This is a genomic window from Saccharopolyspora sp. 6V, assembly GCF_020176785.1.
Taxonomy (GTDB): domain Bacteria; phylum Actinomycetota; class Actinomycetes; order Mycobacteriales; family Pseudonocardiaceae; genus Saccharopolyspora_C; species Saccharopolyspora_C gregorii.
In genome coordinates, this window is sequence record NZ_JAIUKB010000050.1 from 76,418 (window position 1) to 102,169 (window position 25,752).

At 71.8% G+C, this 25,752-nt stretch carries 28 protein-coding genes and 2 tRNA genes; 22 read left to right on the forward strand and 8 right to left on the reverse strand.

Features of this window, described 5'->3' with window-relative positions; translation table 11 throughout:
- Positions 1 to 5 precede the first annotated feature (5 nt).
- A complete protein-coding gene (locus tag LCD35_RS11005) occupies positions 6 to 644 on the forward strand; it encodes an aspartate/glutamate racemase family protein (protein WP_224960913.1) in 639 nt (212 codons plus the stop codon).
- A gap of 301 nt (positions 645 to 945) precedes the next feature.
- On the opposite strand, the gene LCD35_RS11010 is transcribed toward LCD35_RS11005, so the two are convergent.
- Positions 946 to 1,019 (reverse strand) — tRNA-Gly (locus LCD35_RS11010).
- Between the two features lie 126 nt (positions 1,020 to 1,145).
- Between LCD35_RS11010 and LCD35_RS11015 the strand changes: the two genes are divergently transcribed.
- The 8 genes from LCD35_RS11015 to LCD35_RS11050 all read left to right on the forward strand — a co-directional run bounded on the left by LCD35_RS11015 (position 1,146) and on the right by LCD35_RS11050 (position 8,381).
- Positions 1,146 to 1,219 (forward strand) — tRNA-Pro (locus tag LCD35_RS11015).
- A 152-nt stretch (positions 1,220 to 1,371) separates the two neighbouring features.
- The gene (locus LCD35_RS11020; RefSeq protein WP_224959622.1) at positions 1,372 to 1,599 is read left to right on the forward strand and encodes a hypothetical protein; all 228 of its coding nucleotides are present in this window, start codon (positions 1,372 to 1,374) and stop codon (positions 1,597 to 1,599) included.
- A 254-nt stretch (positions 1,600 to 1,853) separates the two neighbouring features.
- Entirely contained in the window at positions 1,854 to 3,278 is a 1,425-nt protein-coding gene (tig, locus tag LCD35_RS11025) for a trigger factor (RefSeq protein WP_224959625.1), read from the forward strand.
- Between the two features lie 286 nt (positions 3,279 to 3,564).
- Positions 3,565 to 4,137, forward strand: a complete 573-nt coding sequence (locus tag LCD35_RS11030; protein ID WP_224959666.1) for an ATP-dependent Clp protease proteolytic subunit — start codon at positions 3,565 to 3,567, stop codon at positions 4,135 to 4,137.
- 37 nt (positions 4,138 to 4,174) lie between these two features.
- On the forward strand, positions 4,175 to 4,804 hold the full coding sequence (locus tag LCD35_RS11035; protein WP_224959627.1) for an ATP-dependent Clp protease proteolytic subunit: 630 nt from the start codon (positions 4,175 to 4,177) through the stop codon (positions 4,802 to 4,804).
- A gap of 431 nt (positions 4,805 to 5,235) precedes the next feature.
- Positions 5,236 to 6,516 (forward strand): ATP-dependent Clp protease ATP-binding subunit ClpX, encoded by a 1,281-nt coding sequence (gene clpX, locus LCD35_RS11040; protein WP_224959630.1) that lies wholly within the window; start codon positions 5,236 to 5,238, stop codon positions 6,514 to 6,516.
- A gap of 181 nt (positions 6,517 to 6,697) precedes the next feature.
- Entirely contained in the window at positions 6,698 to 7,366 is a 669-nt protein-coding gene (locus tag LCD35_RS11045; protein WP_224967272.1) for an alpha/beta hydrolase, read from the forward strand.
- A 118-nt stretch (positions 7,367 to 7,484) separates the two neighbouring features.
- A complete protein-coding gene (locus LCD35_RS11050) occupies positions 7,485 to 8,381 on the forward strand; it encodes an alpha/beta hydrolase family protein (protein ID WP_224959634.1) in 897 nt (298 codons plus the stop codon).
- 20 nt (positions 8,382 to 8,401) lie between these two features.
- Here the strand turns inward: LCD35_RS11050 and fdhD are convergent, their stop codons facing one another.
- The gene (gene fdhD / locus LCD35_RS11055) at positions 8,402 to 9,247 is read right to left on the reverse strand and encodes a formate dehydrogenase accessory sulfurtransferase FdhD (RefSeq protein WP_224959636.1); all 846 of its coding nucleotides are present in this window, start codon (positions 9,245 to 9,247) and stop codon (positions 8,402 to 8,404) included.
- 209 nt (positions 9,248 to 9,456) lie between these two features.
- Here fdhD and LCD35_RS11060 point away from each other — a divergent pair, with 209 nt between their 5' ends.
- The 3 genes from LCD35_RS11060 to ligD are packed head-to-tail and all read left to right on the forward strand — an operon-like array spanning position 9,457 to position 11,582.
- Entirely contained in the window at positions 9,457 to 10,056 is a 600-nt protein-coding gene (locus tag LCD35_RS11060) for a DUF1963 domain-containing protein (protein ID WP_224959638.1), read from the forward strand.
- A gap of 54 nt (positions 10,057 to 10,110) precedes the next feature.
- Complete coding sequence (locus LCD35_RS11065; protein ID WP_225044129.1) at positions 10,111 to 10,695, forward strand: DNA polymerase ligase N-terminal domain-containing protein; 585 nt, start codon at positions 10,111 to 10,113, stop codon at positions 10,693 to 10,695.
- Positions 10,692 to 11,582: a non-homologous end-joining DNA ligase gene (ligD, locus tag LCD35_RS11070; RefSeq protein WP_225044130.1), complete on the forward strand. Its 891-nt coding sequence runs from the start codon at positions 10,692 to 10,694 to the stop codon at positions 11,580 to 11,582. Before LCD35_RS11065 ends, ligD begins: the two co-directional genes overlap by 4 nt.
- Before the next feature lie 3 nt (positions 11,583 to 11,585).
- On the opposite strand, the gene LCD35_RS11075 is transcribed toward ligD, so the two are convergent.
- Both LCD35_RS11075 and LCD35_RS11080 read right to left on the reverse strand, forming a co-directional pair.
- A complete protein-coding gene (locus LCD35_RS11075) occupies positions 11,586 to 12,083 on the reverse strand; it encodes an NUDIX hydrolase (protein WP_225044131.1) in 498 nt (165 codons plus the stop codon).
- Entirely contained in the window at positions 12,080 to 13,297 is a 1,218-nt protein-coding gene (locus tag LCD35_RS11080) for a hypothetical protein (protein ID WP_225044132.1), read from the reverse strand. The genes LCD35_RS11075 and LCD35_RS11080 overlap by 4 nt, the downstream gene beginning before the upstream one ends.
- A 222-nt stretch (positions 13,298 to 13,519) precedes the next feature.
- On the opposite strand from LCD35_RS11080, the gene LCD35_RS11085 reads away from it, so the two are divergent.
- Both LCD35_RS11085 and LCD35_RS11090 read left to right on the forward strand, forming a co-directional pair.
- Positions 13,520 to 13,819 (forward strand): hypothetical protein, encoded by a 300-nt coding sequence (locus LCD35_RS11085; protein ID WP_225044133.1) that lies wholly within the window; start codon positions 13,520 to 13,522, stop codon positions 13,817 to 13,819.
- Between the two features lie 190 nt (positions 13,820 to 14,009).
- Positions 14,010 to 14,561: a hypothetical protein gene (locus tag LCD35_RS11090; RefSeq protein ID WP_225044134.1), complete on the forward strand. Its 552-nt coding sequence runs from the start codon at positions 14,010 to 14,012 to the stop codon at positions 14,559 to 14,561.
- Between the two features lie 100 nt (positions 14,562 to 14,661).
- Here LCD35_RS11090 and LCD35_RS11095 read toward each other — a convergent pair whose 3' ends face one another.
- Complete coding sequence (locus LCD35_RS11095) at positions 14,662 to 16,998, reverse strand: FdhF/YdeP family oxidoreductase (protein WP_225044135.1); 2,337 nt, start codon at positions 16,996 to 16,998, stop codon at positions 14,662 to 14,664.
- Positions 16,999 to 17,121: 123 nt separating this feature from the next.
- On the opposite strand from LCD35_RS11095, the gene LCD35_RS11100 reads away from it, so the two are divergent.
- Both LCD35_RS11100 and LCD35_RS11105 read left to right on the forward strand, forming a co-directional pair.
- Positions 17,122 to 19,758 (forward strand): valine--tRNA ligase, encoded by a 2,637-nt coding sequence (locus LCD35_RS11100; protein ID WP_225044136.1) that lies wholly within the window; start codon positions 17,122 to 17,124, stop codon positions 19,756 to 19,758.
- Between the two features lie 138 nt (positions 19,759 to 19,896).
- The gene (locus tag LCD35_RS11105) at positions 19,897 to 20,124 is read left to right on the forward strand and encodes a DUF397 domain-containing protein (RefSeq protein ID WP_224959652.1); all 228 of its coding nucleotides are present in this window, start codon (positions 19,897 to 19,899) and stop codon (positions 20,122 to 20,124) included.
- On the opposite strand, the gene LCD35_RS11110 is transcribed toward LCD35_RS11105, so the two are convergent.
- Together LCD35_RS11110 and LCD35_RS11115 are read right to left on the reverse strand one after the other, a co-directional pair.
- A complete protein-coding gene (locus tag LCD35_RS11110; protein WP_224959653.1) occupies positions 20,125 to 20,457 on the reverse strand; it encodes a type II toxin-antitoxin system PemK/MazF family toxin in 333 nt (110 codons plus the stop codon).
- The gene (locus LCD35_RS11115) at positions 20,454 to 20,843 is read right to left on the reverse strand and encodes a hypothetical protein (RefSeq protein WP_224959654.1); all 390 of its coding nucleotides are present in this window, start codon (positions 20,841 to 20,843) and stop codon (positions 20,454 to 20,456) included. Before LCD35_RS11115 ends, LCD35_RS11110 begins: the two co-directional genes overlap by 4 nt.
- A 126-nt stretch (positions 20,844 to 20,969) precedes the next feature.
- Between LCD35_RS11115 and LCD35_RS11120 the strand changes: the two genes are divergently transcribed.
- From LCD35_RS11120 to LCD35_RS11140, 5 genes are all read left to right on the forward strand, one after another.
- Entirely contained in the window at positions 20,970 to 22,337 is a 1,368-nt protein-coding gene (locus LCD35_RS11120; RefSeq protein ID WP_224959655.1) for a folylpolyglutamate synthase/dihydrofolate synthase family protein, read from the forward strand.
- A complete protein-coding gene (locus LCD35_RS11125; protein ID WP_224959656.1) occupies positions 22,334 to 22,771 on the forward strand; it encodes a DUF4233 domain-containing protein in 438 nt (145 codons plus the stop codon). Before LCD35_RS11120 ends, LCD35_RS11125 begins: the two co-directional genes overlap by 4 nt.
- A 53-nt stretch (positions 22,772 to 22,824) precedes the next feature.
- Positions 22,825 to 23,070 carry a ribbon-helix-helix domain-containing protein gene (locus LCD35_RS11130; protein WP_224959657.1) on the forward strand — a complete coding sequence of 82 codons (246 nt, stop codon included), beginning with the start codon at positions 22,825 to 22,827 and terminating at the stop codon, positions 23,068 to 23,070.
- Entirely contained in the window at positions 23,067 to 23,495 is a 429-nt protein-coding gene (locus LCD35_RS11135; protein ID WP_224959658.1) for a TA system VapC family ribonuclease toxin, read from the forward strand. Before LCD35_RS11130 ends, LCD35_RS11135 begins: the two co-directional genes overlap by 4 nt.
- A 90-nt stretch (positions 23,496 to 23,585) precedes the next feature.
- On the forward strand, positions 23,586 to 23,744 hold the full coding sequence (locus tag LCD35_RS11140; protein ID WP_224959660.1) for a hypothetical protein: 159 nt from the start codon (positions 23,586 to 23,588) through the stop codon (positions 23,742 to 23,744).
- A 47-nt stretch (positions 23,745 to 23,791) separates the two neighbouring features.
- On the opposite strand, the gene LCD35_RS11145 is transcribed toward LCD35_RS11140, so the two are convergent.
- Positions 23,792 to 24,892 (reverse strand): zinc-binding dehydrogenase, encoded by a 1,101-nt coding sequence (locus LCD35_RS11145; RefSeq protein WP_224959662.1) that lies wholly within the window; start codon positions 24,890 to 24,892, stop codon positions 23,792 to 23,794.
- A 288-nt stretch (positions 24,893 to 25,180) separates the two neighbouring features.
- Between LCD35_RS11145 and ndk the strand changes: the two genes are divergently transcribed.
- Positions 25,181 to 25,591 (forward strand): nucleoside-diphosphate kinase, encoded by a 411-nt coding sequence (gene ndk, locus LCD35_RS11150; protein ID WP_224959664.1) that lies wholly within the window; start codon positions 25,181 to 25,183, stop codon positions 25,589 to 25,591.
- Positions 25,592 to 25,752 lie beyond the last annotated feature (161 nt).

The window sequence follows — 25,752 nt, forward strand, 5'->3', positions numbered from 1 at the left end:
ACACCATGCTCGTGCACGCCGTCACGCCGATCGTCGTCGGGCCGCGGGAGGTCGCCCGCAGGCAGGCCCGCTACGACGCGCTCTCGCCCGCGGGGGTGCGCGTGGTGCTGTCGGACCTGCCCTCGGGCGGCCCGCGCGCCCTGGAGTCCGCGGCGGACGTGCGCCGGTCGACGGAGCTGGTCGCGGAGTCGCTGGCCGCCGCGCCGGAGTGCGACGCGGTGCTGCCGGACTGCGTGCTGGATCCGGCGGTGCCCGCGGACGGGGGCCTGCTCGGGGGCCGTCCCGCGCTGGGCCTGCTCCGGTTGGCGGTGGGGGCCGCGGTCGCGGCGGGGCATCGGATCGGTGCGGTGACCCGCAACGCGGCGATCGCCGCCGAGCTGCGCCACCGCATCGACGACTACGGCTGGTCGAATTCCTTCGCCGAAGTGGCGGTCCTGGACCTGGCGGTCGAGGACATCACCGACCCGGCCCGCTGGTCGGCGGCGATGCGCGACCCCCTGGCCGCGTTCGCGGCCGCGGGCGTCACCGCCGTCATCAACGGCTGCTCCGCAGTGGACACCGAGCAGCACCCCGACGCGCCCGTGGTCCTGGACCCGATCCGAACGGCCCTGGCGGTCCTGGGAGCGCTCACCCCGCCCCCCTGACACCCCCGCGAAGTCCGAACAGGAGAACCCCCGCCGACCCGTGCAGGAGCCTGCGCTAGGGGAGGACCGCGGGACATCGGCAATTTCGAATCGCCACCCGAGGGACGAGGTGCCGGGAGGTCGACCGGTCGCCCTCGCGGAGTTTCCCGCCGTCCCCTCAGCCCGTCTCAGTGCGAGACCCGCCGCGCCGTCCACAGGTGCCCACCGCACCGTGGGGGCCTACGGGGGCGCGGCCCCCGTACGGAAATGCGAAAGGGAGAGGGGCCAAGATCAAAGATCTCGGCACACCTCTCCCACGACCTGGAGCGGGCGACGGGAATCGAACCCGCGTAGCCAGTTTGGAAGACTGGGGCTCTACCATTGAGCTACGCCCGCGTGCTCGGTCGACGTGTCCCGGCGGTGTTCCGCCGAGGTCTTCCCGACCTTGCGTGCCCCAGCTTAACGCGTCGCGATAGGCTCTCCGCAACGCACCCGGGCAGTGGGGGTGCGGTGCAGGTAGGACGGGGTGTGGCGCAGTTTGGTAGCGCACTCGCTTTGGGTGCGAGGGGTCGTGGGTTCAAATCCCGCCACCCCGACGGTCCTCCGGGAGGCGTGGTCGTGCGGCCGCGCCTCCTTCTTCACGTCCGGGTGGTCTCACGGAACGTGATCTTCCCGGGTGATTCGTTCGACTTCCGGTAACGGTGAGCAGCCGCCGCCCGATTTCGCGGTCGTGCACGTTCACGTTGCTGTGTCGAGGGCCGCGCGCCGGGTCCGGCTCCCCGCCTTGGTGGTGGGGGTGCTGCTGGCGCTCGCGGTGCTGCTGCTGGTCGGGGTGTCGTTGTTCGTGGACGTTCCCGGCGGGCACGTCGCGCCGCCGACGGTGGGGATCGGGACGGCGGTGATCCCGACGCCGCTGGGTTCGGTGGGCGGTGCCGGTGAGGTGGCCGGTGACGCGGTGTTCTCGGCGCCGAGGTGACGGCTCGCCCGGCGCGCCGCGGCGGGAATTCGCGCTCCTGGCGTGGAATCGGCCGCGGGGCCCGGTTCGCGCGGGCCCGCGCGCTCGCGGCCGGTGGGTAGCGGGTGGCGCCCTGAGGCAACCCCCGGGGGCTCCGGTCTCGCCTGGGCAATAGACTCGGAGGTCAGCCCGGCGTCGCCGGCGCGCCCCCGACGTGGGGTGGCGCTCCCGCCGGCACCGCCGGGGTCCGAAGCACGTTCGCACTAGGAGACCACGTGAAGAGCACCGTCGAGCACCTGAGCCCGACGCGCGTACGGATCAACGTCGAGGTGCCGTTCGACGAGCTCAAGCCGAACTTCGACCGCGCGTACAAGGCACTGGCCAACCAGGTCCGCATCCCGGGCTTCCGGCCGGGCAAGGTTCCCGCCCGGGTGCTGGAGAGCCGCATCGGCCGGGGTCCTGTGCTCGACGAGGTCGTCAACGAGGCGGTTCCGGCCAAGTACATGGAGGCCATCAACGGCACCGAGGTGCGCACCCTCGGGCGTCCGGAGATCGAGGTCACCAAGATCGAGGACGGGGACCAGATCGAGTTCACCGCCGAGGTCGATGTGCGTCCGGAGATCACCGTTCCGGCGTTCGGCGAGCTGTCGGTGTCGGTGGACGACGTCGAGACGACCGAGGACGAGGTGCAGGAGCAGCTGGACGAGCTGCGCGCCCGCTTCGGCACGTTGACCGGCGTGGACCGTCCGGCGCAGCAGGGCGACTTCGTCAGCATCGACCTGTCGGCCACGGTCGACGGCGAGGACGTCGAGGAGGCGCGCACCAGCGGCCTGTCGTACGAGATCGGCTCCGGCCAGCTCATCGAGGGCATCGACGACGCGCTGATCGGCGCGTCGGCGGGTGACACGAACACCTTCAACACCGATCTGGTGGCCGGCGAGTACGCGGGCCGCGAGGCCGAGGTCACGGTGACCTTGGCGTCGGTGAAGGAGCGGCACCTGCCGGAGGCGGACGACGAGTTCGCCCAGATGGCCAGCGAGTTCGACACGGCCGAGGAGCTGCTCGCCGACCTGCGGGAGCGGCTGGGCCGCGTCAAGCGGATGCAGCAGGGCATGCAGGCCCGGGACAAGGTCCTGGAGGCGCTGCTGGAGACCGTCGAGGTCCCGCTGCCGGAGAACGTGGTGAAGTCCGAGGTGGAGGTTCGCGAGCACGACGCGATCCACCCGTTCGACCACGACGAGGCGAAGTTCGCGGAGTGGCTGGAGCAGCAGGACCAGACCCGCGAGCAGTTCGACGCGGAGACCCGCGAGGAGGCGGAGAAGGCGGTCCGCACCCAGCTGGTGCTGGACACGATCGCCGACGCCGAGAACGTCTCCGTCTCGGACAACGAGCTGACCGAGCGGATCATCTACCAGGCGCAGCGCTTCGGCGTGAGCCCGGACCAGTACGTCCAGCAGGCGCAGCAGTCCGGCCAGCTCGGGGCGATCTACGCGGACGTGCGGCGCAGCAAGGCGCTGTTCTCCGTTGTGCGCCAGGCCACCGTGGTGGACGCGTCCGGCGCGGAGCTGGACCTGGACGAGCTGTTCGGTTCGCAGGACGACGCCGGCGAGCAGCCGGAGGTCGTGCAGGGCGAGGTCGAGCAGGCCGAGGACGCGAAGTCCGATGCGAAGGACGAGTCCGCCGCGACGAAGTCCGAGTGACGGTTCTTTCGCGGTGATTTCGCCGTGAGCGGAAGGATTCTGCGAACGGCGGGAGCAATGCACAAGCTCTGAGCGAACGTGGGCGGTACCGGGAAGCTGGTGCCGCCCACGTTCGTTAGGGTCGGTTGCAAGCGGATCACCGGATACGGAAAAGCAAGGCGTTCCCAGCGGGTCGGCGGCCGACGGCCGGTGTGACCGGTCCATTGTGGAAGCCCTCATCGTGGAAGAAGGCAGGGGAGACGTGACGCAGCACCTGACTGTTCCGGCGTCGGACTCGACGCCGCACATGCGGTCGACGAACGGGCTCTCGCTCAACGACTCGGTTTACGAGCGCTTGCTGCGGGAGCGGATCATCGTCCTGGGCTCCCAGGTCGAGGACACCATGGCCAACCAGATCTGCTCGCAGCTGCTCCTGCTCGCGGCCGAGGACCCGGAGCGGGACATCTCGCTCTACATCAACTCGCCGGGCGGTTCGGTGACCGCGGGCATGGCGATCTACGACACGATGCAGCTGATCAAGCCGGACGTGGCGACCGTCGCGATGGGCTTCGCGGCGTCGATGGGCCAGTTCCTGCTGTCCGCCGGTGCTCGCGGCAAACGGTTCACGCTGCCGCACGCGCGGATCATGATGCACCAGCCGTCGGCGGGTCTCGGCGGCACGGCCTCGGACATCGCGATCCAGGCCGAGGTGTTCACCAAGCACAAGCGGGAGATGGCGGAGCTGATCGCCGCTCAGACCGGGCAGACGGTGGAGAAGATCACGGCCGATTCCGACCGCGACCGCTGGTTCACGGCGGAGGAGGCCCGCGACTACGGCTTCGTGGACCACATCGCCTCCGCGGCGAACCTGCCCAGCTGACCGCGCGCCCGGAACCACTAACGAGGAGTCACCTGTCGTGAGCTCATTCCAGCTTCCGCAGTCCCGGTACGTGCTGCCCTCCTTCGTCGAGCGCACCGCGTACGGGGTGAAGGAGTCCAACCCGTACAACAAGCTGTTCGAGGAGCGCATCGTCTTCCTCGGCGTCCAGGTGGACGACGCCTCGGCGAACGACGTGATGGCGCAGCTGCTGTTCCTGGAGTCCGACGACCCGGACCGCGAGATCCAGATCTACATCAACTCGCCGGGTGGTTCGTTCACGGCCCTGATGGCCATCTACGACACCATCCAGTACGTCCGCCCGGACGTGCGCACGATCTGCCTGGGCCAGGCGGCGTCGGCGGCGGCGGTCATCCTGGCCGCGGGCACGAAGGGCAAGCGGCTCGCGCTGCCGAACTCCCGGATCCTGATCCACCAGCCGTCCACCGAGGGCATCTACGGCCAGGTCTCCGACTTGGAGATCCAGGCCAACGAGGTGCAGCGGATGCGCGACCTGATGGAGACGACGCTGGCCACGCACACCGGCAACGACAAGGACCAGGTCCGCCGGGACGTGGAGCGGGACAAGATCCTGACGGCGGAGCAGGCGCGGGAGTACGGGATCGTCGACGAGGTCCTGCCCTACCGCAAGCTGTCCGCGCAGTCCTGATCCGGTCGGCCCGCGTGGCGACCGGAGGTGGTGCTCCGGCGGCCTCCTCGCGCCCGGCCCGGCGGTTCGGCCGGCCGGTCCGAGGTGAGGGGGTCGCCGCGCACCCGGGGCGGTCGCGGCACGGAGTGCCGCCGCTGAGAAGATGTTGATCTCCGGCGGGGCCGCTCCGCTGATCAGCGCGGTGCGGTGCGGAAAGCCGGTCGCGGGAGCGTTCCGGGAAGTGGGATGCTGTGGTGCGCTCGGCGCACCGGCGTCCGCGACACGCCGGGAGCGCGGCCACCGGCCGTCGCACCCGGTGCATGCCGGAGACTGGCGAGCAGCGGAGTCTGCGAGTCTCCCCGAACCGGGGGAGCGGCAGGTACCGTCGGAACGAGCACATACGGTCAGGCACGTCACCGGACGGCGTGCCGGAGGGGACGGGGTCAGCGGTCATGGCACGTATCGGTGACGGCGGCGACCTGCTGAAGTGCTCCTTCTGCGGGAAGAGCCAGAAGCAGGTGAAAAAACTCATCGCCGGCCCCGGCGTGTACATCTGCGATGAGTGCATCGATCTCTGCAACGAGATCATCGAGGAGGAACTGGCGGAGGCCGGTGAGGTCAAGCTCGACGAGCTGCCCAAGCCGACCGAGATCCACGAGTTCCTCGACCAGTACGTCATCGGACAGGACCCGGCGAAGCGCAACCTGTCGGTCGCGGTCTACAACCACTACAAGCGCATCCAGATGGGTGAGCGCGCCCGGGACAGCCGCGAGGAGAACGTCGAGCTCGCGAAGTCGAACATCCTGATGCTCGGTCCCACGGGCTGCGGGAAGACCTACCTGGCGCAGACGTTGGCGAAGATGCTCAACGTGCCGTTCGCGATCGCCGACGCCACCGCGCTCACCGAGGCGGGCTACGTCGGCGAGGACGTCGAGAACATCCTGCTCAAGCTCATCCAGGCCGCCGACTACGACGTGAAGCGGGCCGAGACGGGCATCATCTACATCGACGAGGTCGACAAGATCGCCCGCAAGAGCGAGAACCCGTCGATCACCAGGGACGTCTCGGGCGAGGGAGTGCAGCAGGCGCTGCTGAAGATCCTGGAGGGAACCACGGCGAGCGTGCCCCCGCAGGGCGGCCGCAAGCACCCGCACCAGGAGTTCATCCAGATCGACACGACGAACGTGCTGTTCATCGTGGCCGGTGCCTTCGCCGGGCTGGAGAAGATCGTCGAGGACCGGGTGGGCAAGGCCAGCGTCGGTTTCGGCGCCCAGCTGCGGTCGAAGGAGGAGGCGAACTCCGCGGACCGGTTCGCCGAGGTGCTCCCCGAGGACCTGATCAAGTTCGGGTTGATCCCCGAGTTCATCGGCCGGCTGCCCACGGTGGCCAGCGTGACGAACCTGGACAAGCCCTCGCTGGTGCAGATCCTCACCGAGCCGCGCAACGCCCTGATCAAGCAGTACAAGCGGTTGTTCGAGATGGACAACGTGGAGCTGGAGTTCACCCGCACCGCGCTGGAGGCGGTCGCCGACCAGGCGATCCTGCGCGGCACGGGGGCTCGTGGCCTGCGCGCCATCTTGGAAGAGGTGCTGCTGCCGGTGATGTACGACATCCCGAGCCGCACCGACGTGGCGAAGGTCGTCATCACCGAGCAGACCGTCCGGGAGAACGTCAACCCCACGATCGTGGCCAGGCAGGCGACGCGGCGGGAGCGCCGCGAGAAGTCCGCCTGAGACCCGAGCACCGCACGCAGCACCACCCACCGCCGCCGTCCCGTTCCGGGGTGGCGGCGGTGTGCGTCGTGCGCCCGCGCGGGTGGTTTCCCGCTCCTGTTCCCCGGATCGCCCAGCGGCGTCCCGCGCGATGCATGATCATGCGGAGCGGAGGTTGCATCGTCCGGCTGGGGAGGGCCCGATGAGCGAGCTGCACGTGCTGCTGGTGCCGGACGGGTCCGGCTCCGGGCCCTGGCACTGGCAGCAGTGGCTGGCGGCACGCTTGCGGGAAGCGGGCGCCGTCGTCACCCGGTGCCCGGGCCCGGTGGAGTCGACGGCGGCGCTGCGGGCCGAGCTGGCGCGCGTACTGCCGGAGGCGGAGCTGGCCGTGGTGGCGCACCGCGGCGGGGCCCGCACCTGGTTGCGGCACGCGGCCGCGCCGGGCGGACCGGAGACGCGCCGGGCGGACCGGGTGCTGCTGGTCGCCCCGGCCGAGCCGGACGTGTCCCCGGGCCGACCGGGTCCGCGCGCGGTGGAACGGGGGCTGCAGGCGGCGGAAGCCGACGGGCGGGGAGCACGCGCGGCGGAGCCCGATGCGCCGGCGCTGCGCGCGGCGGGCGGCCCGACGCGGATGGTGGTGGGCACCGACGACCCGGAGCTGTCGGTGTGCGCGGCGCACGCGCTCGCGCACCGGCTGCGGGTGGAGCTGGACGTGCTCGCCGACGGTCGCGCGCTGGACCTGGCCGCGGGCTACGGCCCGTGGCCCGCGCTGCTGCGCTGGGCGTTGTACGGCTCGGTGCCGGTGGCCGACCGCTTCGACACCGCGCCGCACGTCGCCGGCTGGTCCGCGGTGCCGGAAGCGGTCCGCTGACCGGAGGTCACGACCGGTGCGACGTGGGTGAGCTCTCGGTGGTGGCGGGGCCCGTCCGGTAGCGCAGACGGTCGTTGGCACGATGGACGGCTCGGAGGGAACGAGGCCCGGAGGTGCCATGCAGCGCGGGAAGCCGCGGAACGTCCCGATGCCGAACCGGCGCACCCTGCTCACTTCCGGCCTGGTCGGAGCGGGCGCGCTCGGCTTGGGGCTGAGCAGCGATTCCGGTGGCGCGCTGGTCCCCGCCGAACCGCTCCCACTGGCCAAGCAGAGCAACGTCTCGGTGGAACGGGTGCACTCGCAGGCCCGCAACCGCGAGGTCGAGATCGTCACCATGTACCCGAGCGGGGTGTCCCGCGATCGGATCCCGGTGTGCCTGATGCTGCACGGCCGGTTCGGCGACGCCCGCAAGTCCGCGGGGGGCCTGCCGAGCTGGTTGACCACCGCGGTCGCCACCGGCAAGGTGCCGCCGTTCGCGTTCCTCGCCGTCGACGGCGGCGGCAACAGCTACTGGCACCAGCGGTTCGGCGACGACCCGATGTGGATGTTGCTGGACGAGGTGCCGCGCTGGCTAGCGGAGCGCGGCATCGGTGGTGACGACGGCCAGCCGTTCGCGGTCTCCGGGATCTCGATGGGCGGGTTCGGCGCGCTGCTCTACACGCGGCGCCGCAACGAGCTGGAGATCCCGGTGGAGGCCACCGCCGTCGTCTCCCCGGCGCTGATCACGAACTGGCCGGAGATGGCGCGGCGCCGCGCGTTCGCCGACGAGGCCGACTGGCGGGCCATCGACCCGATGCGGCACATCCCCGAGCTCGGCGACGTGCCGCTGGGCGTGTGGTGCGGCACCCGGGACCGGTTCATCACCGGCACCCGCAAGTTCGTCCGCAAGGCTCGCCCGGAGGTGGCCTCGGTGTCCACCCCGGGCGGTCACAACAGCCGGTACTACCGGCTCGCGCTGCCGGAGGTCGTCGATTTCGTGGGGGGCTACGCCCCGGACAAGTCCGACCACGGCTGAGACCGGCGGCCCGGCACCGGTCAGGGCACCGGGGCGGCATCGGGTTCGAGGATGCGGTGCGTGCCGGTGTAGACGTTCATCGAGCTGCCCCGGAGGAAGCCGACCAGCGTCATGCCCTGCTCGGCGGCCAGCTCCACCGCCAGCGAGGACGGCGCCGACACCGCGGACAGCAGCGGCACCCCGGCCATCGCCGCCTTCTGCACCAGTTCGAACGAGGCCCGGCCGGACACCATGAGCACGCACCCGCGCAGCGGCACCCGGCGTTCCAGCACCGCCCAGCCGAGCACCTTGTCGACCGCGTTGTGCCGCCCCACGTCCTCCCGGCACACCAGCAGGTTCCCGTCGCCGTCGAACAGCGCGGCCCCGTGCAGTCCGCCGGTCGAGTCGAAGACCTTCTGCGCGGCCCGCAGCCGGTCGGGCAGCGCGGCGAGCGTCTCCGGGGTGATCTCCAGCGGGTCGTGCTCGGGCGAGTGCCGGGTGCTCAGCCGCACCGAGTCGAGCGCGGCCTTCCCGCACACCCCGCAGGAGGAGGTGGTGTAGAAGTTGCGCTCCACGGACGTGTCGGGCGGCGTGACGCCCGGCGCGAGCAGGATGTCCAGCACGTTGTAGGTGTTGCGCCCGTCCGGCCCGGGGCTGTCGCAGTAGCGGGCGCTGTGCAGGTCGTCCTTATCCGCGATGACGCGTTCGGTGAGCAGGAAGCCGTGGGCGAGCTCCACGTCGTGGCCGGGGGTCCGCATGGTCACCGACAGGGCGCGGCCGTTGACCCGGATCTCCAGCGGTTCTTCGGCGGCGAGGGTGTCCGGCCGGGTTCGGGAACCGCTCTCGGTCACTCGCAGCACGGGGCGCCGCACGGTGACTCGTCCCATCGTCAGCCTCCTGGGTCGGCTCTGCTCGGATGCCGGGACCAGTATGCGCCGCGTGCTCGGCCCGCCGGTGGGGCCGTCGTGGGCTGCTCCGTTCGGGTGTGACATCGGCACCGCCCACCCGGAGGAGGATGGTTCCGCCGGGTGAGATCGCTAGGGTCTCGCCGGACGCCCGACACGCCCCGGGGAACCCCGCTACAGCAAGGATTCCGATGCCCGACCTCGCCGCCCAGCCCCGCCAGAGCCTCCGCTTCGTCGAATCGGAGGAGCCCATCACCGAACCGGTCACGAAGTTCGGTGGCCAGCCGGTGTGGCTGTCGACTCCGGCGTGGCCGATGTCGGAGGCGCTGGGCAGGCCGATGCGGTTCCTCGGGCAGATCCGGCTGCCCGGCGAGCAGGTGCGGCTCGCCTACCTGTTCCTCACCGAGGACTACCCGGAGGAGGCCGACGAGGTGGTGGACACGTTCGCGCCCGACTCGGGGGAGAACGCGTTCTTCGCCCAGCCCGGGGAGCCGGCCGACTTCTACCAGGTGGCGACGATCGCCAAGGGGCCGACGTTCGGGCCGGACCACCGGGTGGAGCTGGCGCCGTTCGACGGCGAGGTGGACGTGGACGACTTCGCGACGAGGCTCGGCGGGGCGCCGCAGTGGTTGCAGGGCGACGAGTCGCCAGGGGAGCCGTTCCGGTTCGTGGGGCAGTTCGACAGCTCGGTCGATTTCCCGTTCGAGGTGGACTTCGGCGACGCGGGGGTCGGGTACGCGTTCCTCGACGAGGCCAGCGGGCAGGGGCGCTTCCTCTGGCAGTGCAGCTGAGCAGCGGCGGCTGACGCGGGTGTGCCGCGCGCCCGCGCCGGGTAGGGCTGCGGCATGGCACGGGACGGGCTCGGCGAATACCGGAGCAAGCGGGACCTGGCGCGGTCCGGCGAACCGGGCGGTGGCGCGCCGGGGGAGCTGCCGCGGTTCGTGGTGCAGCGCCACGACGCCTCCACGGTGCACTTCGACTTCCGGCTGGAGGTCGGGGACGTGCTCAAGTCGTGGGCGGTGCCGAAGGGGCCGTCCACCGACCCGCGGCAGAAGCGGCTGGCCACGCCCACCGAGGACCACCCGCTGGACTACGCGTCCTTCGAGGGCACCATCCCGGAGGGCTACGGGGCGGGCACCGTCGTCGTGTGGGACACCGGGTCGTACCGGAACCTCACCGAGCACCGCGGGAAACCGGTGGAGATGGCCGACGCGCTCGAACGCGGCCACGTGCTGCTGGAGGGCAGCAAGCTGACCGGCGCGTTCGCCCTCACCCGCACCCCGATGCGCGGCCGGGAGGAGTGGCTGCTGGTGAAGGTCGACGACGAGGGCGCCGACCGGCGCCGCAACCCGGCGCGCACCCAGCCCGAGTCGGTGCTCTCCGGCCGCACCAACGCCGACCTCGCCGCCGAGCGGGAGAACGGCCGATGAGCGGGGCGGAGGTGCTGTCCGCCGGTGCCGAACGCGTCGAGCTGACCCACCCGGACAAGGTGCTGTACCCGGCGGACGGCTACCGGAAGCGGGACGTCGCCGAGTACTTCCGCGCGGTCGGCGACCGGATGGTGCCGCACCTGCGCGGGAAACCGCTGACGATGCGCCGCTTCCCGGACGGGGTGGGTGCGGCGGGCTTCTTCCAGAAGGAGGCGTCCGGCCACTTCCCGGACTGGGTGCGGGTGGTGCCGGTGCCGCAGCGCGGCGCGGGCGGGCCGGTCCACCACGTGGTGTGCGACGACGTGGCGACGCTGGTCTACCTGGCGACCCAGGCGTGCCTGGAGTTCCACGTGGGCCTGGCCGCGGCGGCGGAGCCGGACCGGCCGGTGCTGGCGGTGGTGGACCTCGACCCGCCGCCGGGGACCGGGATCGCGGAGCTGCGGGCGGTGGTGCGCGAGTTCCGGGACCGGTTCGCCGATGCGGGCCTCGCCCCGCACCTGCAGACCACCGGCGGCAAGGGCTTCCACGTGGTGGCCCCGCTGGCGGGCCGCCGCGGCTTCGACGAGGTGCGCGCGGCGGTGCGGGACATGGCGCAGGACGCGGTGCGCGCCGCCCCGGACCGGCTCACCACCGAGCAGCGCAAGGACGAGCGCGGCGACCGGATCTTCTTGGACGTGGGGCGCAACGCCTACGGGCAGACGATGATCGCGCCCTGCTCGCTGCGAGCCCGCGACGGCGCCCCGGCGGCGACGCCGCTGGACTTCGCCGAGCTGTCGAAGGCGACCCCGCGGTCCTACGGACTCCGGAACCTGCCGCGCCGCCTGGCCCGCAAGGCCGACCCGTGGTCCGACCTCCCGGACACCGCCGCCGACTTCCCGCGCTCCTGAGCGTCATTCGGCGTAGGAGGTGGTGCCCGTGCGCAGCGCGTGCTGGGCGCGGCGGAGCCTGCGGTACATGTCGGGGCGCAGCAGCGCGCGGGCCTGGGCGGTCGTGGCGAACCGGAAGCGGGTGATCTCCGGGTCGGTGATTCGCAGCGCGGCGATGTGCTCGCAGGGCAACCTGCCGCCGTCGAAGACGAACAGCAGGTGGTCGTCCCACGGTCCGCGCGGGCGCACCCAGTCGACCAGCAGCGGCCGCCCGACGGGTGCGCCGACGCCGAGCTCTTCGCGGACTTCGCGGGCGGCGGCGAGCCGGGGTGGTTCGTTGGCCTCGGCCATCCCGCCGGGCAGGTCCCAGTGCTCCTTGTAGCTGGGGTCGACCAGCAGCACCCGGTCCTGCCGGTCGCGCAGCAGCACGTCGGCGGTGACCCGCTTGCGGGGTTGCCGCGCGTTGCCCTCGGCGAGGTGCGCGTGCGTCCCCTCCGGCCGCGCGGTCCGGGTCCCGTTCAAGCGGAGTCGCGCAGCGGGTGGGTGGCGCGGGCGGCGAGGAAGTCGGCCACGGCCGGGTCGCGGTGGTGCGGCAGCAGCGCGTTCGCCAGGCCGGTGAGCCGCTCGTGCACGCGGGCCGAGGACAGCGCGGGGGCTTCGGCTAGCACGGTGCTGCCCGCCGCGGCCGCCTCGTCGTAGCGCCCGGCGTCGAAGAGCACCTGCGCGAGGGACGTCAGGCTCAACGCCTTGCTGCGCACGCGCTCCGGGGGGCGCAACCCGACCGCTTCGCGGGCGTGCCGTTCGCCGCGGCGCAGGTCGCCGAGGCTGCGCCAGCACTCGGTGGTCTCGCTGGCCAGCGAGGCCCGGTCGAACGGGGCGATCCAGCCGCAGGCCTCGTCGCGGACGGCGAGTACTTCCCCGGCCAGAGCCAGGTGCCGTTCGGTGCCGTACCGGTCGCCCTGCGCGGCGAGCGCCCGCGCGTGCAGCGCGTGCAGCCGGGCGACGAGGCGGGCCGTGCCTCCGGTGCCGATGGTGTGGGTGAGCCCGTTCAGCGCGTAGTCCGCTGCGGACCGCGGCTGGCCGAGCTCGGTGGACAGGTGGGACAGCGAGGCGCACACCTCGGCTTGCAGCGCGTGGTCGTCGGCGGCCGCCGCGAGCCGGTAGGCGGTGTGGAAGTGCTCGCGCGCGGGAACGTCGCCGCCGCTGTCGTGCGCCATCCACCCGGCGAGCTCGACGACGGAGGCCGCCGCGGACAGCACCTCCGCCTGCCGCGGTTCCTCCCGGACCAGGGGCAGCACCGCGGTGGTGAAGTAGTGCCGGACCGTCTCGTAGAGCGTGCCGCCGCCCACCCTGCGGTCGGCGGACTGGAAGGACGCGGACACCACCCGGATCGAGTCCACTGTGGATGCTGGCACTCTGCTCCGCGCCGCCCCGGTCGAGCCGCGGGGCCGGAAGCCGAGCGCCGCGTCGTCGACGGCGCCCAGCACGGCGCGCAGCGCGGCCCGGTAGGCGGCGGTGGGCCAGCGGACCGCGCCGCGCTCCCACTTGGCGATGTGGTGCGCGTCGAGCGCCCAGCGCTTGCCGGTGGTCTCCAGCAGGTAGTCGTTGACCGCCTCGGCGAGTTCGGCGCGGGACAGCGGTTCGCCGGGCGCCAGCCGCGAGGGCAGGGCCTCCCGGGTGCGGCGCAGCCGCTCGTTGCGCTCCGGTCGGGGCCGGGCGGAGGAATCGCCGGTCATGATGATCAGCCTCCCAACGAGTACGGAGTGTATACACCTTGCTTCGCAGCGTCGCCGATCTTGCCCCGAGTTGCCCCGATCGGTCGGTACCGCTGCGCCGAAAGCCGAGGTGGCCGCGCATTCGCCGACGTTCCCCGAGTTGCCCCGGCGCGTTCCCTGGTGCGCCGCGGTGCGGGCGCCGATGCTGGCTGCATGGGGCGACGAGGGGATCGGCTGATCCGCATGACCAGCGCGCACGACGGTCGCGACCACCTCGTGGGCGAAGCGGAGATGGCCGAGGGGCTCGCCGGTCGGCAGGGGCGGTACCGCGCCCGCTGCGGCCTCCTGGTGCTGGCGGCGGAGCTGTCCCGGCCGCCGGCGCTCCCGTGCCCGTGGTGCCGGGAAGCCGACCGGCGCCCCGGCCGCCGCGATCCCGTCGCTCCCGGCGAACCGGCCGAACGCCGGTCCCCGGCCCGGTGGGGGTGCTGCGGCCCGGTGTCCCCGCGCGGCACGCAGGCCGGGCCCGACCGGCACGGGCGGTGACCTCCGACGCGCGCCCCGCCCGTGCCGGTCCCGCCCGCGCGATGCCCACGTTCGGCCGAGCGGGACCGCTGGATGGGCGGTACGCGGGCTCGCGGGGCCTGCCGATCCCGGGGGGATGGGGATCAAACGAGGGCGCTCCCACCTGTGCGGCAGCGCTCGGACGCTGTCCGGGCGGCCCTGCCGGAACAAGGTGAGGTCGAGCTACCCGTCGCGGTACTGCAAGGAGCACCGGTTCTGCGGACGCCGGGGGGCGTTCCGGGTGCACGCGGACGACGTCCGGGACCGGCGGCGCCGGGAGCGCGAGGCGGTCGCCGTGCTCGTCGCCGACCCGTGGCCGCGCACCGTCCAGCAGCGCTGCCTGGCGGTCGTGGACGGTGCGACGTGGGAGGAGTTCCTGGCGCAGCGCGCGAACCGCGCCTGTCGCGTGCTCGCCGACGTCGCCGCCCGGGTCGAGCGGGCCGACCGGCTCTCGGCGGCGCGGCTGCACGACCTGGTGCTCGGCGGCGCGGAGCGGGACGACGCGGTGCGGCGGGTCGCGGCGGCGGTGGCGGTCGCCGTGTCCCGGCGGGTCGGTGATCCGGCGGAGGTGGCGTTCGCGGTTCGCGTGCTGGGCGTGTTCTGCTGCGCGTCCGCGGCCGAGGTCGAGCGGTGCCCGTGCCGCCGCGCGGTGGTGGAGCGCTTCGGTCCGCGCGTCGCGGCGGACAAGCTGGCCAGGGGACTGCCGGAACGCCTCGCCGCCTGACGGGCCGGCCCCGCCCCGACGCGCGGCCGCGGGCGGGCCGTGAACGCGGAACCGGGCCGCCCGCGCGGTGCGGGGCGGCCCGGTCCTCGGGTGCGGGGGATCAGCCCGCGGAGCGCTCCAGGCGGATCAGCACGGCCTTCGAGACCGGCGTGTTCGACTTCTCCGCCACCGCGCCGAGCGGCACCAGCGGGTTCGCCTCCGGGTAGTAGGCGGCGGCGCAGTCCCGCGCGGTCGGGTAGGCGACGATGCGGAACGCCTCCGCCCGCCGTTCCTCCACAGTGGACTCGCCGTCGGGCCCGGGCTTGCCCGGCCATTCGGAGACCATGTCCACCAGGTCGCCTTCGGCGAAGCCGAGCGCGGCGATGTCCTTCTCGTTGACCATGACCACCCGGCGCGCGTCCTCGATGCCGCGGTAGCGGTCCGAGAGCCCGTAGATGGTGGTGTTGTACTGGTCGTGGCTGCGCAGCGTCTGCAGCAGCAGCCGGCCCTCCGGCACCTCCAGCGGCTCCGCCTCGTTCACCGTGAAGTTGGCCTTGCCGGTGGTGGTGGTGAAGGTGCGGCTGTCCCGCGGCGGGTGCGGCAGCACGAAGCCGTCCGGGCGGCGCACCTTCTCGTTGTAGTCGGCGCAGCCGGGCACGACGGCGGCGATGTGCCTGCGCACCGCGTCGTAGTCCTTCTCGAACTCCTCCCACCGCACCGGGTGCCCGTCGCCGAGCAGCTTGCGGCCCAGCCGGGACACGATCGCCACCTCGGACAGCAGGGTGTCGGAGGCGGGGGAGAGCCTGCCGCGCGAGGCGTGCACCACCGACATCGAGTCCTCGACGGTGACGAACTGCGGCCCGGACTCCTGCACGTCCTTCTCGGTGCGGCCCAGCGTCGGCAGGATCAGCGCGGTGTCCCCGGCGACCGCGTGCGAGCGGTTCAGCTTCGTCGACACCTGCACGGTCAGGTCGCAGCCGCGCAGCGCCCGCTCGGTGCCCGCGGTGTCGGGCGTGGCGGACACGAAGTTGCCGCCGACGGCGAAGAACGCCTTCACCTCGCCCGCCTGCATCGCGTGCAGCGCGTCGACGGTGTCGTAGCCGTGCTTGCGGGGCATGGGGATGCCGAACTCGGCCTCCATGGCGTCCATGAACTTCTCGGGCATCTTCTCCCAGATGCCCATCGTCCGGTCGCCTTGCACGTTGGAGTGGCCGCGGACCGGGCAGACGCCCGCGCCCGGCTTGCCGATCATGCCGCGCATCAGCAGCAGGTTGACCGCTTCGCGGATCGTCGGCACGGCCTTCTTCTGCTGGGTCAGGCCCATCGCCCAGCAGATCACGGTCCGCTCGGACTCGATGAGCATCCGCGCGATCTTCTCGATCTGCTCGCGGGACAGCGCGGTCGCCTTGAGCGTCGCGTCCCAGTCGATGTCGGTGGCCTGCGCGTAGAACTCGTCGAAGCCGTGGGTGTGCTGCTCGATGAACTCGCGGTCCAGCACGGTGCCGGGCGCGGCCAGCTCGGCCTTCGCCAGCAGCGCGGTGAGCGCCTTGAACAGCGCGAGGTCGCCGCCGATGCGGATCTGCGCGAACTCGTCGCACAGCGCGGTGCCCTTGCCGACGACGCCGCGCACGTTCTGCGGGTTCTTGAACCGCATCAGCCCGGCCTCGGGCAGCGGGTTCACCGCGATGATCTTGCCGCCGTGGCCCTTGACCTTCTCCAGGGTGGAGAGCATCCGCGGGTGGTTGGTGCCCGGGTTCTGCCCCACCACCATGACCAGGTCGGCGTGCTCGACGTCGGCCAGCGACACCGAGCCCTTGCCGATGCCGATCGTCTCGGTCAGCGCCGAGCCGGAGGACTCGTGGCACATGTTCGAGCAGTCCGGCAGGTTGTTGGTGCCGAAGCTGCGCACCAGCAGCTGGTACAGGAACGCGGCCTCGTTGCTGGTGCGGCCCGAGGTGTAGAACGCCGCCTCGTCGGGCGAGTCCAGCGCGCGCAGCCCCTCGGCGACGACGTCGAGCGCGGCGTCCCAGTCGATCGGCCGGTAGTGCGTGTCACCGCTGCGCTTGATCATCGGCTGGGTGAGCCGCCCCTGCTGCCCCAGCCAGTAGTCGCTCTTGTCCGCGAGCTCCGCGACGGAGTGCTTCGCGAAGAACTCGGCGTCGACGCGCCGGGTGGTGGCCTCCTCGGCCACGGCCTTGGCGCCGTTCTCGCAGAACTCGGCGACGCTGCGCTTGTCCCCGTCCGCCTCCTGCGGGTCGGGCCACGCGCAACCCGGGCAGTCGAACCCGGAACGCTGGTTGAGCAGCGGCAACGTGAGCATGGTGCGGCCGGCGCCCATCTGCTCCCAGCCGCGGCGCAACGACACCATCACCGCCTTCACGCCTGCTGCGTGGTCCTTCGGGTGGTGCGTGGACAGCGCCGACTCGTCGATGTCCTGTTCGGGGGCTTTGCGCGACATGCTTCCCAGGGTCCCCCGTCGAGGTCGACTCGGCACAGTCCGCGTGATGTGGTTCACACGCCTGGCTCAACGCGGGAGGTGAGGCCCGGTGAGGCCGCTGCGGGCGGTTCGTAGAATCGGCGTGTGACACAGACCAGCGCACCCGCACAGCCCCGTGAACTTCCGTCGAGCTGGAACCCGGCCGACGTCGAGGCCGAGCTGTACCAGCGCTGGGTAGCCGCCGAGTACTTCACCGCCGACGCGCACAGCGACAAGCCGCCGTTCTCGATCGTGATCCCGCCGCCGAACGTCACCGGCAGCCTGCACATCGGCCACGCTTTCGAGCACACCCTGATGGACGTGCTCACCCGTCGTCGCCGGATGCAGGGCTACGAGGCGTTGTGGCTGCCCGGCATGGACCACGCCAGCATCGCCGTCCAGGCCCTGGTGGAGCGGCAGCTCCGCGAGGAGGGCGTCGACCACCGCGAGCTCGGCCGGGAGAAGTTCCTGGAGCGGGTGTGGGAGTGGAAGGAGCAGCACGGCGGCTCGATCCTGTCCCAGATGCGCCGCCTCGGGGACAGCGTCGACTGGAGCCGCGAGCGCTTCACGATGGACTCGGGGCTGTCCCGCGCGGTGCAGACCATCTTCAAGAAGCTGTTCGACGACGGCCTGATCTACCGGGCGGAGCGCCTGGTGAACTGGTCGCCCGCGATGCGCTCGGCGATCTCCGACATCGAGGTGGAACACCGCGAGGTCGAGGGCGAGCTCGTCTCGATGCGCTACGGCTCCGGGGACGCGGAGATCGTGGTGGCCACCACCCGGATGGAGACGATGCTCGGCGACACCGCGATCGCGGTGCACCCCGACGACGAGCGCTACCGGCATGTCGTGGGCACCGAGGTGGAGCTGCCGCTGACCGGCCGCAGCATCCCGGTCGTCGCCGACGAGCACGTCGACCCCGAGTTCGGCACCGGCGCGGTGAAGGTGACGCCCGCGCACGACCCGAACGACTTCGAGATCGGCCGGCGCCACGACCTGCCGATGCTCACGATCATGGACGAGCAGGGCCGCATCGCCCGCACCGGCACCGAGTTCGACGGCATGGACCGCTTCGAGGCCCGCGTCGCCGTCCGCGAGGCGCTGCGCGCCGAGGGCCGCATCGTCGCCGAGAAGCGCCCGTACCTGCACAGCGTCGGGCACAGCTCCCGGTCGAAGGAGCCGATCGAGCCGCGGTTGTCGCTGCAGTGGTTCGTCAAGGTCGGCCCGCTCGCGCAGGCCGCCGGGGACGCGGTGCGCGACGGCCGGGTCGCGGTGCACCCGCCGGAGATGGCGAAGCGCTACTTCGACTGGGTCGACAACCTGCACGACTGGGCCATCTCGCGGCAGCTGTGGTGGGGCCACCGGATCCCGATCTGGTACGGCCCGAACGGCGAGGTCGTGTGCGTCGGCCCGGACGAGGAGCCGCCGTCCGGCGAGGGCTGGCACCAGGACGAGGACGTGCTCGACACCTGGTTCTCCTCGGGCCTGTGGCCGTTCTCCACGATGGGCTGGCCGGACGAGACGCCGGACCTGGCGAAGTTCTACCCGACCAGCGTGCTGGTCACCGGCTACGACATCCTCTTCTTCTGGGTCGCCCGGATGATGATGTTCGGCCTGTACGCGATGGACGGCGTGCCGCCGTTCGACGTGATCGCGCTGCACGGCATGGTCCGCGACGCGCACGGCAAGAAGATGTCCAAGTCCGCGGGCAACACGGTCGACCCGCTGGAGTGGATGGACACCTACGGCACCGACGCGCTCCGGTTCACCTTGGCGCGCGGCGCCAACCCGGGTGCGGACGCGCCGATCAGCGAGGAGTGGGTCGCCGGGTCGCGCAGCTTCTGCACGAAGCTGTTCAACGCCACCAAGTTCGCGCTGATGAACGGGGCGCGGGTGCCGTCCGAGCTGCCGGACCGCGCGGAGCTGACCGACGCGGACCGCTGGATCCTGGACCGCACCGACCAGCTGACGTCCGATGTGGACGAACTGCTGGAGGACTTCCAGTTCGCCAAGTCCACCGAGGCGCTCTACCACTTCACCTGGGACGAGTTCTGCGACTGGTACCTGGAGCTGTCCAAGGTCCAGATCGACGCGGGCGGTGACCGCGCGGAACGCACCCGCGAGGTGCTGGGGCACGTGCTGGACGTGCTGCTGCGGCTGCTGCACCCGACGATCCCGTTCGTCACCGAGACGCTGTGGACCACGCTGACCGGCCGCGAGTCCGTGGTCATCGCCGACTGGCCGAAGGCGGCGGGCACGCCCGCCGACGAGGACGCGGCGCGGCGGGTGGAGGCCACCCAGAAACTCATCACCGAGATCCGCCGGTTCCGCTCGGACCAGGGGTTGAAGCCCGGCCAGCGGGTCGCGGCCCGGCTGAGCGGCCTGGACGCGCTCGGACTGGTCGAGCACCTGCCCGCGGTGCGGTCGCTGGCGAAGCTGAATGAGCCCGGCGCGGACTTCACCTCCTCGGCGTCGCTGGAGATCGGCCTGGTCGGCGGCACCGTCGAGGTGGAGCTGGACCTCTCCGGCGCCGTGGACGTGGCCGCTGAGCGCAAGCGACTGGAGAAGGACCTGGCGGCGGCCCGCAAGGAGCTGGAGGGCACCGAGAAGAAGCTCGGCAACCCCTCCTTCACCGACAAGGCACCCGCCGAGGTCGTCGAGAAGATCAAGGTCCGCCGCGAGACGGCGCAGACCGACATCACCCGCATCGAATCCCGCCTGGCGGCCCTGCCGACGGCGTGACCGCTCCCGTCCGCACCTGAGGTGAACGGCCCGTTCGACCAGCCGCATCGGTCGGGCGGGCCGTTCGCCTCTCCGGGCTCAGCGCTCGGCCGCCGGGGCGGCGAGGTTGACCGACCGTCCGGAGGAGGAGATGAGCCGGTGACAGGTGCAGCGAACGACGGATGGTTCACGAGCAGTCGCAGCGCGGCCGCCAGCGACAACTGCGTGGAGGTTCGGTTCGGCTCCGACGAGGTCGGCGTCCGCGACACGAAGGAGCGGTCGGGTCCGGTGTTCGCGTTCTCGGCGGGGGCGTGGGGCGCCTTCGTGGCGGGTGCGAAGGCGGGCCGCTTCGACTTCTCGGCTCCCACTCGTGCAGGCGCCTGTTGATCAGAGTGATAACGCGACGCGCAGAGCTTGGTCCACCCGTTGCATGTCCTTGGGGTGCAACGCGCCCGCGTCCCGGCTGATCTCTTCGTGGAAGATCGGTTCGATGTCGTCGCAGAGCACCGACCCCACCCAGTCGGAGTCCTTGTCGTCGAGCACCACGATGCTGGGGTAATTCGGCTTGCGGGTCGTGGTCAACCGCACCGCGAGGAAGTCGCCGAGCCGTGCGTTCCGGCTGTTGTTGGACACCGCGAGGTAGAACTTCTCCCCGCGATCGCCGATCGTCGCGCCGTAGATGCGCCCGCGAACGATGGTGCGATGGCGCTGAGCGTTCACTCGTCATTCCTCGCTGCGAGGCGTTCGCGCCGCGCGGAGGTGTGCGCGCGACGTTCCGCGTGTTCGGTGTCGGTCATCTCGGCGGCCATTCGCCGGTAGGACTCGTCCAGCGCCTGTGCGCGGACGTTGTCGATGCCGGCGTGAAAGGCCGCACGCAGCACCGCCGCTTTGCTGGTGCCGACTTCTGGCACCAGGTTCTCCAGCGCGATGCGCTCCGGGCTCTCCGGGGTCATCAGGCGCTCGACGAGGTCAACCTCATCGGGAAGCAGGGGCAGGTTCTCCCGCTTGGAGACGGTGTGCGCTCCTGGTATCGACATGACTCCCATGTTGTACGCCCGAAACGACCCGTGCAATGACTCATGATTTGAATCATCCATCTGGGTCATGAGTGGGATCTTGGTGTGCTCGCTGCGGGTGGTGCGCGGCTGCCCTGGGGGCGCAGGCCGGGTGCGTGCACCTACCGACGTAGACTTGAGCTGGACGTTTGTCGTCGGGGTAGGGGAGTGTGCCAGTTGTCCGGCACCGAGTCCGGTGCGCTGCACGAGCTGCGCGTGGTGGAGGCCGAGCTCAACGAGCGCTGGCCGGAAACGAAGATCGAGCCGTCGCTGGACCGGATCCGGGCGCTCACCGACCTGCTGGCCGAGCCGCAGCGCAGCTACCAGGTGGTGCACATCGGCGGGACCAACGGGAAGTCCTCGGTCTCGCGGATGGTGGACTCGCTGCTGACCCGAATCGGTTTGCGCACGGGCCGCTACACCAGCCCGCACCTGCAACTGGCCACCGAGCGCATCAGCATCGACAACAAGCCGATCACCCCGGAGGCCTACGTCGAGGCCTACCGCGACATCGCGCCGTACGTGTCCATCGTGGACTCGAACCACGACGTGAAGATGTCGAAGTTCGAGGTGCTGACCGGCATGGCCTTCGCCGCCTTCGCCGACGCGCCCGTCGAGGCCGCCGTGCTGGAAGTGGGCCTCGGGGGCGGCTGGGACGCCACCAACGTCGCCGACGCGCACATCGCGGTGCTCTGCCCGATCGCGCTGGACCACGCCGACTACCTCGGCACCGACCTCGCGGGCATCGCCCGGGAGAAGTCCGGGATCATCAAGCCGGACTCGATCGTGGTGCTCGCCGCGCAGACCGCCGAGGTGCAGACCCCGATCCTGGAGCGGGTCGCCGAGGTCGGCGCCACCGTCGCCCGCGAGGGCAACGAGTTCGGCGTGCTGTCCCGGACCGTGGCCGTCGGCGGCCAGATGCTGAAGCTGCAGGGCCTCGGCGGCACCTACGACGAGATCTTCCTGCCGCTGCACGGCGAGCACCAGGCGCGCAACGCCGCCCTCGCGCTCGCGGCGGTCGAAGCCTTCTTCGGCGCCGGGGCCGAGCAGAAGCTCGACCCGGAAGCCGTGCAGGAGGCCTTCGCCGCGGTCATCACCCCCGGCCGCCTGGAGCGGGTCCGCGCCGCCCCGGCCGTGCTCGTCGACGCCGCGCACAACCCGCACGGCGCCCGCGCGCTCGCCGACGCGCTCAGCTCCGAGTTCTCCTTCCGCCGCCTCGTCGCCGTGATCGGCGTGCTGTCCGACAAGGACGTGCGCGGGCTGCTGCGGGAACTCGAACCCGTCGTGGAAGAGGTCGTGCTCACCAAGAACTCCTCGCCGCGGGCGATGGACCCCGACGAGCTCGCCGCCCTGGCCAAGGACATCTTCGGCGCGGAACGCATCGTCGTGGAGCCCCGCCTGGACGACGCCGTGGAGACCGCCATCCAGATGGCGGAGGAGACCACCGGGGACTCCGACACCGTCTCCGGCGGCGGCGTGGTGATCACCGGGTCCGTGGTGACCGCCGGTGAGGGGCGCGCCCTGTTCGGCAAGGAGCCGTTGTGACCGAATCCGGATCGTTCCTGTCCCTGCCCACCGCGCCGGACGGCGTGCGCGACCCGTGGAAGGGCCTGCGCGGCGTCATGGCGGGCACGCTGGTGATGGAGTTCCTCACCTTCGGGCTCGCGCTGCCCGTCGTGTGGCAGTTCGGCGGCGGCGTCACCGGCGTCGGGTTCTCCGCCGTCGCGGTGCTCACCGTGCTCATGCTCATCGCCGGGTTCACCCAGCGGAAGCCGTGGGGGCTGCCGTTCGCGCTGGTGCTGCAGGTCGCGATGGTCGCCTGCTACCTGGTGCACCCGGCCGTCGGGATCATGGGGCTGCTGTTCGCGGCCGTGTGGGGCTACATGCTGTACCTGCGCCACGACGTGGCGAAGCGGATGCGCGAAGGTCGGCTGTACGACCAGCTCGGACACCCAGAGGGCTACCCGCCGGAGCAGTGAACACCGGAGCGCGTAGTGCTGCATCATGATGCAGTGCTCGTACACTTCGGTGTATGGCGCACAGTACGAGAACCACGATCACCGTTGATGCCGACCTGTTGAACGAGGTCAAGCGTCAATCGCTCCAGAACCGCATGACCGTGAGCGAGTTCATCCAGGACAGCGTCCGGGAGCGCCTCGCCAAGATGCGCCAGCGATCGGCGCCGTTCACGGTGCGGGCCGTGCGCACGGGCGGTTACCAGCCGGGGGTCGACATCACCGACAGCGCGGCGCTGCACGACCTCATGGAACGCGAATGATCGCGTGCGATGTCAACATCCTGGTGTCGGCGTACAACCTGGATGATCCACGGCAGCCCGAGTACGCGGACTGGCTGGGCGAGGCGCTCTCAGGTCCCCAGCTCGTCGGTCTCCCCACGCTCGTCCTGAGCGGGTTCATGCGCATCATGACCAACCGGAAGATCCTCCGGGAACCCCTGCTCACGCACACGGCCGCCGACCTCGCCGACGAACTCGCGCACGCGGGGAACGTGGCCAAGATCGAACCGGGAGAGGCCCACTGGGGGATCTTCGCCGAGCTGTGCCGGAAGACCGAGGCGAAGGCGAACCACATCCCCGACGCCTACCTCGCCGCTATCGCGATCGAGCACGGCGCGGAGTGGGTCACGGCCGATCGGGGCTTCGCGCGGTACCCGGGCCTGCGGTGGCGGCACCCGCTGGACTAGGAGCTGCTGCGGAACGCGGGGCCGCGCCGTTCGGCGACGGCACCTGATCGTGGCCTCGACGCCGGTGTTGATCATCGGTATCCATGGCACATGGAGATCAACAAAGACCGCGCGCAGGACCGGCAGCCGCCGCTGCGCACCCGCAGCTTCCCGTTCCCGCCCGGCGAACTCGCCGAACCCCGGCCCGGCATCGTCGTCAACGACGACGCCGCGCTGGTGGAATGCCTGGACACCGACCGGCGGCGCTGAGCGCCCGGGTGCTCAGGGCGTCCGGGTGTTCAGGGGCGTCCGGGGACTCAGGCGATGTCGATGACCGCGCGGCCGCGGATCTCGTGGCGGTTCAGCGCGTCGTAGGCGTCCTGCACCTCGTCGAAGGCGAACCGGCGGCTCACGGTGTCCTGCGGCCGCAGCCGTCCGCGCGCCACCAGGTCCAGCAGCACCGGCATGTCCCGCTGGGGTTTCGCACCGTACGAGCCCTTGATCTGCAACTTCCGCCGCGCGATGGTCGCCAGGTCGAACTCGCCGACGCTGCCCTTCGGGGCGATGCCGACCACCACGACCTGACCGCCCTCCACCACGGAGTCGCGGGCCACGCCGAACGTCGCCGGGCTGCCCAGCGCCTCGAAGGCCACGTCCACGCCGCGACCGCCGGTGAGTTCCCGGATCGCCTCCGGCGCGTCCACCTCCGCCGAGTTCACCACGTGCGTGGCGCCCAGCGCGCTCGCCGCGTCCAGCTTGTCCGCGGAGATGTCCACCGCCACGATCGTCGACGCCCCGAACAGCGCGGCCAGCTGGATCAGCGAACTGCCCACCCCGCCCGCGGCGACCACCGCCACCGCATCGCCGACCCGCACGTCCGCGGCGTGCCGCAGCGCCCCGTAGGCGGTCATCGTCGAGCAGCCCACCGAGGCCACGTCCGCCAGCTCCACCTCGTCCGGCACCTGGTAGACCGAGGTCACCGGCGTCACCGACCGCTCGGCCAGCCCGCCCATCGAGTACATCCACACCGGCTCGCCACCGGGCCGGAACAGCCGGGTCTGGCCGTCGTAGAGCAGGCCCTTCGCCCGGTTGTGCGCGAAGAACTCCAGGCAGATCTCGGAGTTCCCGCGCGTGCACTGCGCGCACCGGCCGCACGGCATGATGAAGCTGGTGACCACTCGGTCGCCCACCCGCACCCCGGTCACGCCCGGTCCGACCTCGGAGACGACGCCGGCGACCTCGTGGCCCAGCACGGCCGGCGTCGGGAACGGCAGCTCCCCCTTGAGCACGTGCAGGTCCGAGTGGCAGGCGCCGCAGGAGAGCACGTCGATCGCGACCTCCCCGGCCTTCGGGTGCGGGTCGGCGATCTCCTCGATGGTCATCGGCTCGTTCACGGCGGTGTGCACGGCTGCTCGCATCCGGACCTCCTCGTCGGACCGGCCGGTCGGTACGGCCGGGGGCGAATCTAGCCCGCGATCTCCGGGGACACCAGGGACCGGAGGTCCGGCCGCTCGTCGTCCGCAGGTCACCGGGCCGACGCCGGACCCGGGTGCACCGGCGAGCGCGGGCCCCTCGACCCCGATGATCACCGGGGTCGAGGTCAGCGGTGCCCGGTCGCCCCGGGGGAGGCCGCGTCACCTGCGCCGATACCCTTTTCCGCAAAACGGGCGCGGAGAACCCGCGCCGCCCACCCGAAGGAGAGCAACGTGAGCGAGCGCACCCTGGTCCTGGTCAAGCCCGACGGGGTCGAGCGCGGCCTGGTCGGTGAGGTCATCGGCCGGATCGAGCGCAAGGGCCTCAAGCTGGTCGCGCTGGAACTGCGCCAGGTCGACGAGGACCTCGCCAAGCAGCACTACGCCGAGCACGACGGCAAGCCGTTCTTCGGCTCCCTGCTGGAGTTCATCACCTCCGGCCAGGTGCTGGCCGCCGTCGTCGAGGGCCCCCGCGCCATCTCGGCGTTCCGCCAGCTCGCCGGTGGCACCGACCCGGTCGAGAAGGCCGCCCCGGGCAGCATCCGCGGCGACTTCGGCCTGGAGGTGCAGTACAACCTGGTGCACGGCTCCGACTCGCCGGAGTCCGCCGAGCGCGAGATCAAGCTCTGGTTCCCCAGCCTCTGAGCCGGGGACGCCGCTGAACCGGGACGGTCTCCGGCCCGGGGGGGGCCCCCCGCCCGCCCCCCCCCCCCCCCCGGGCCCCGGGGGGCCCCCCCCGCCCCCCGGGGGCGTAAAAAGAACGGCGCCCCCCCGGCCCCCAGAGCGCGAGGCCGAGGCGGGCGGGG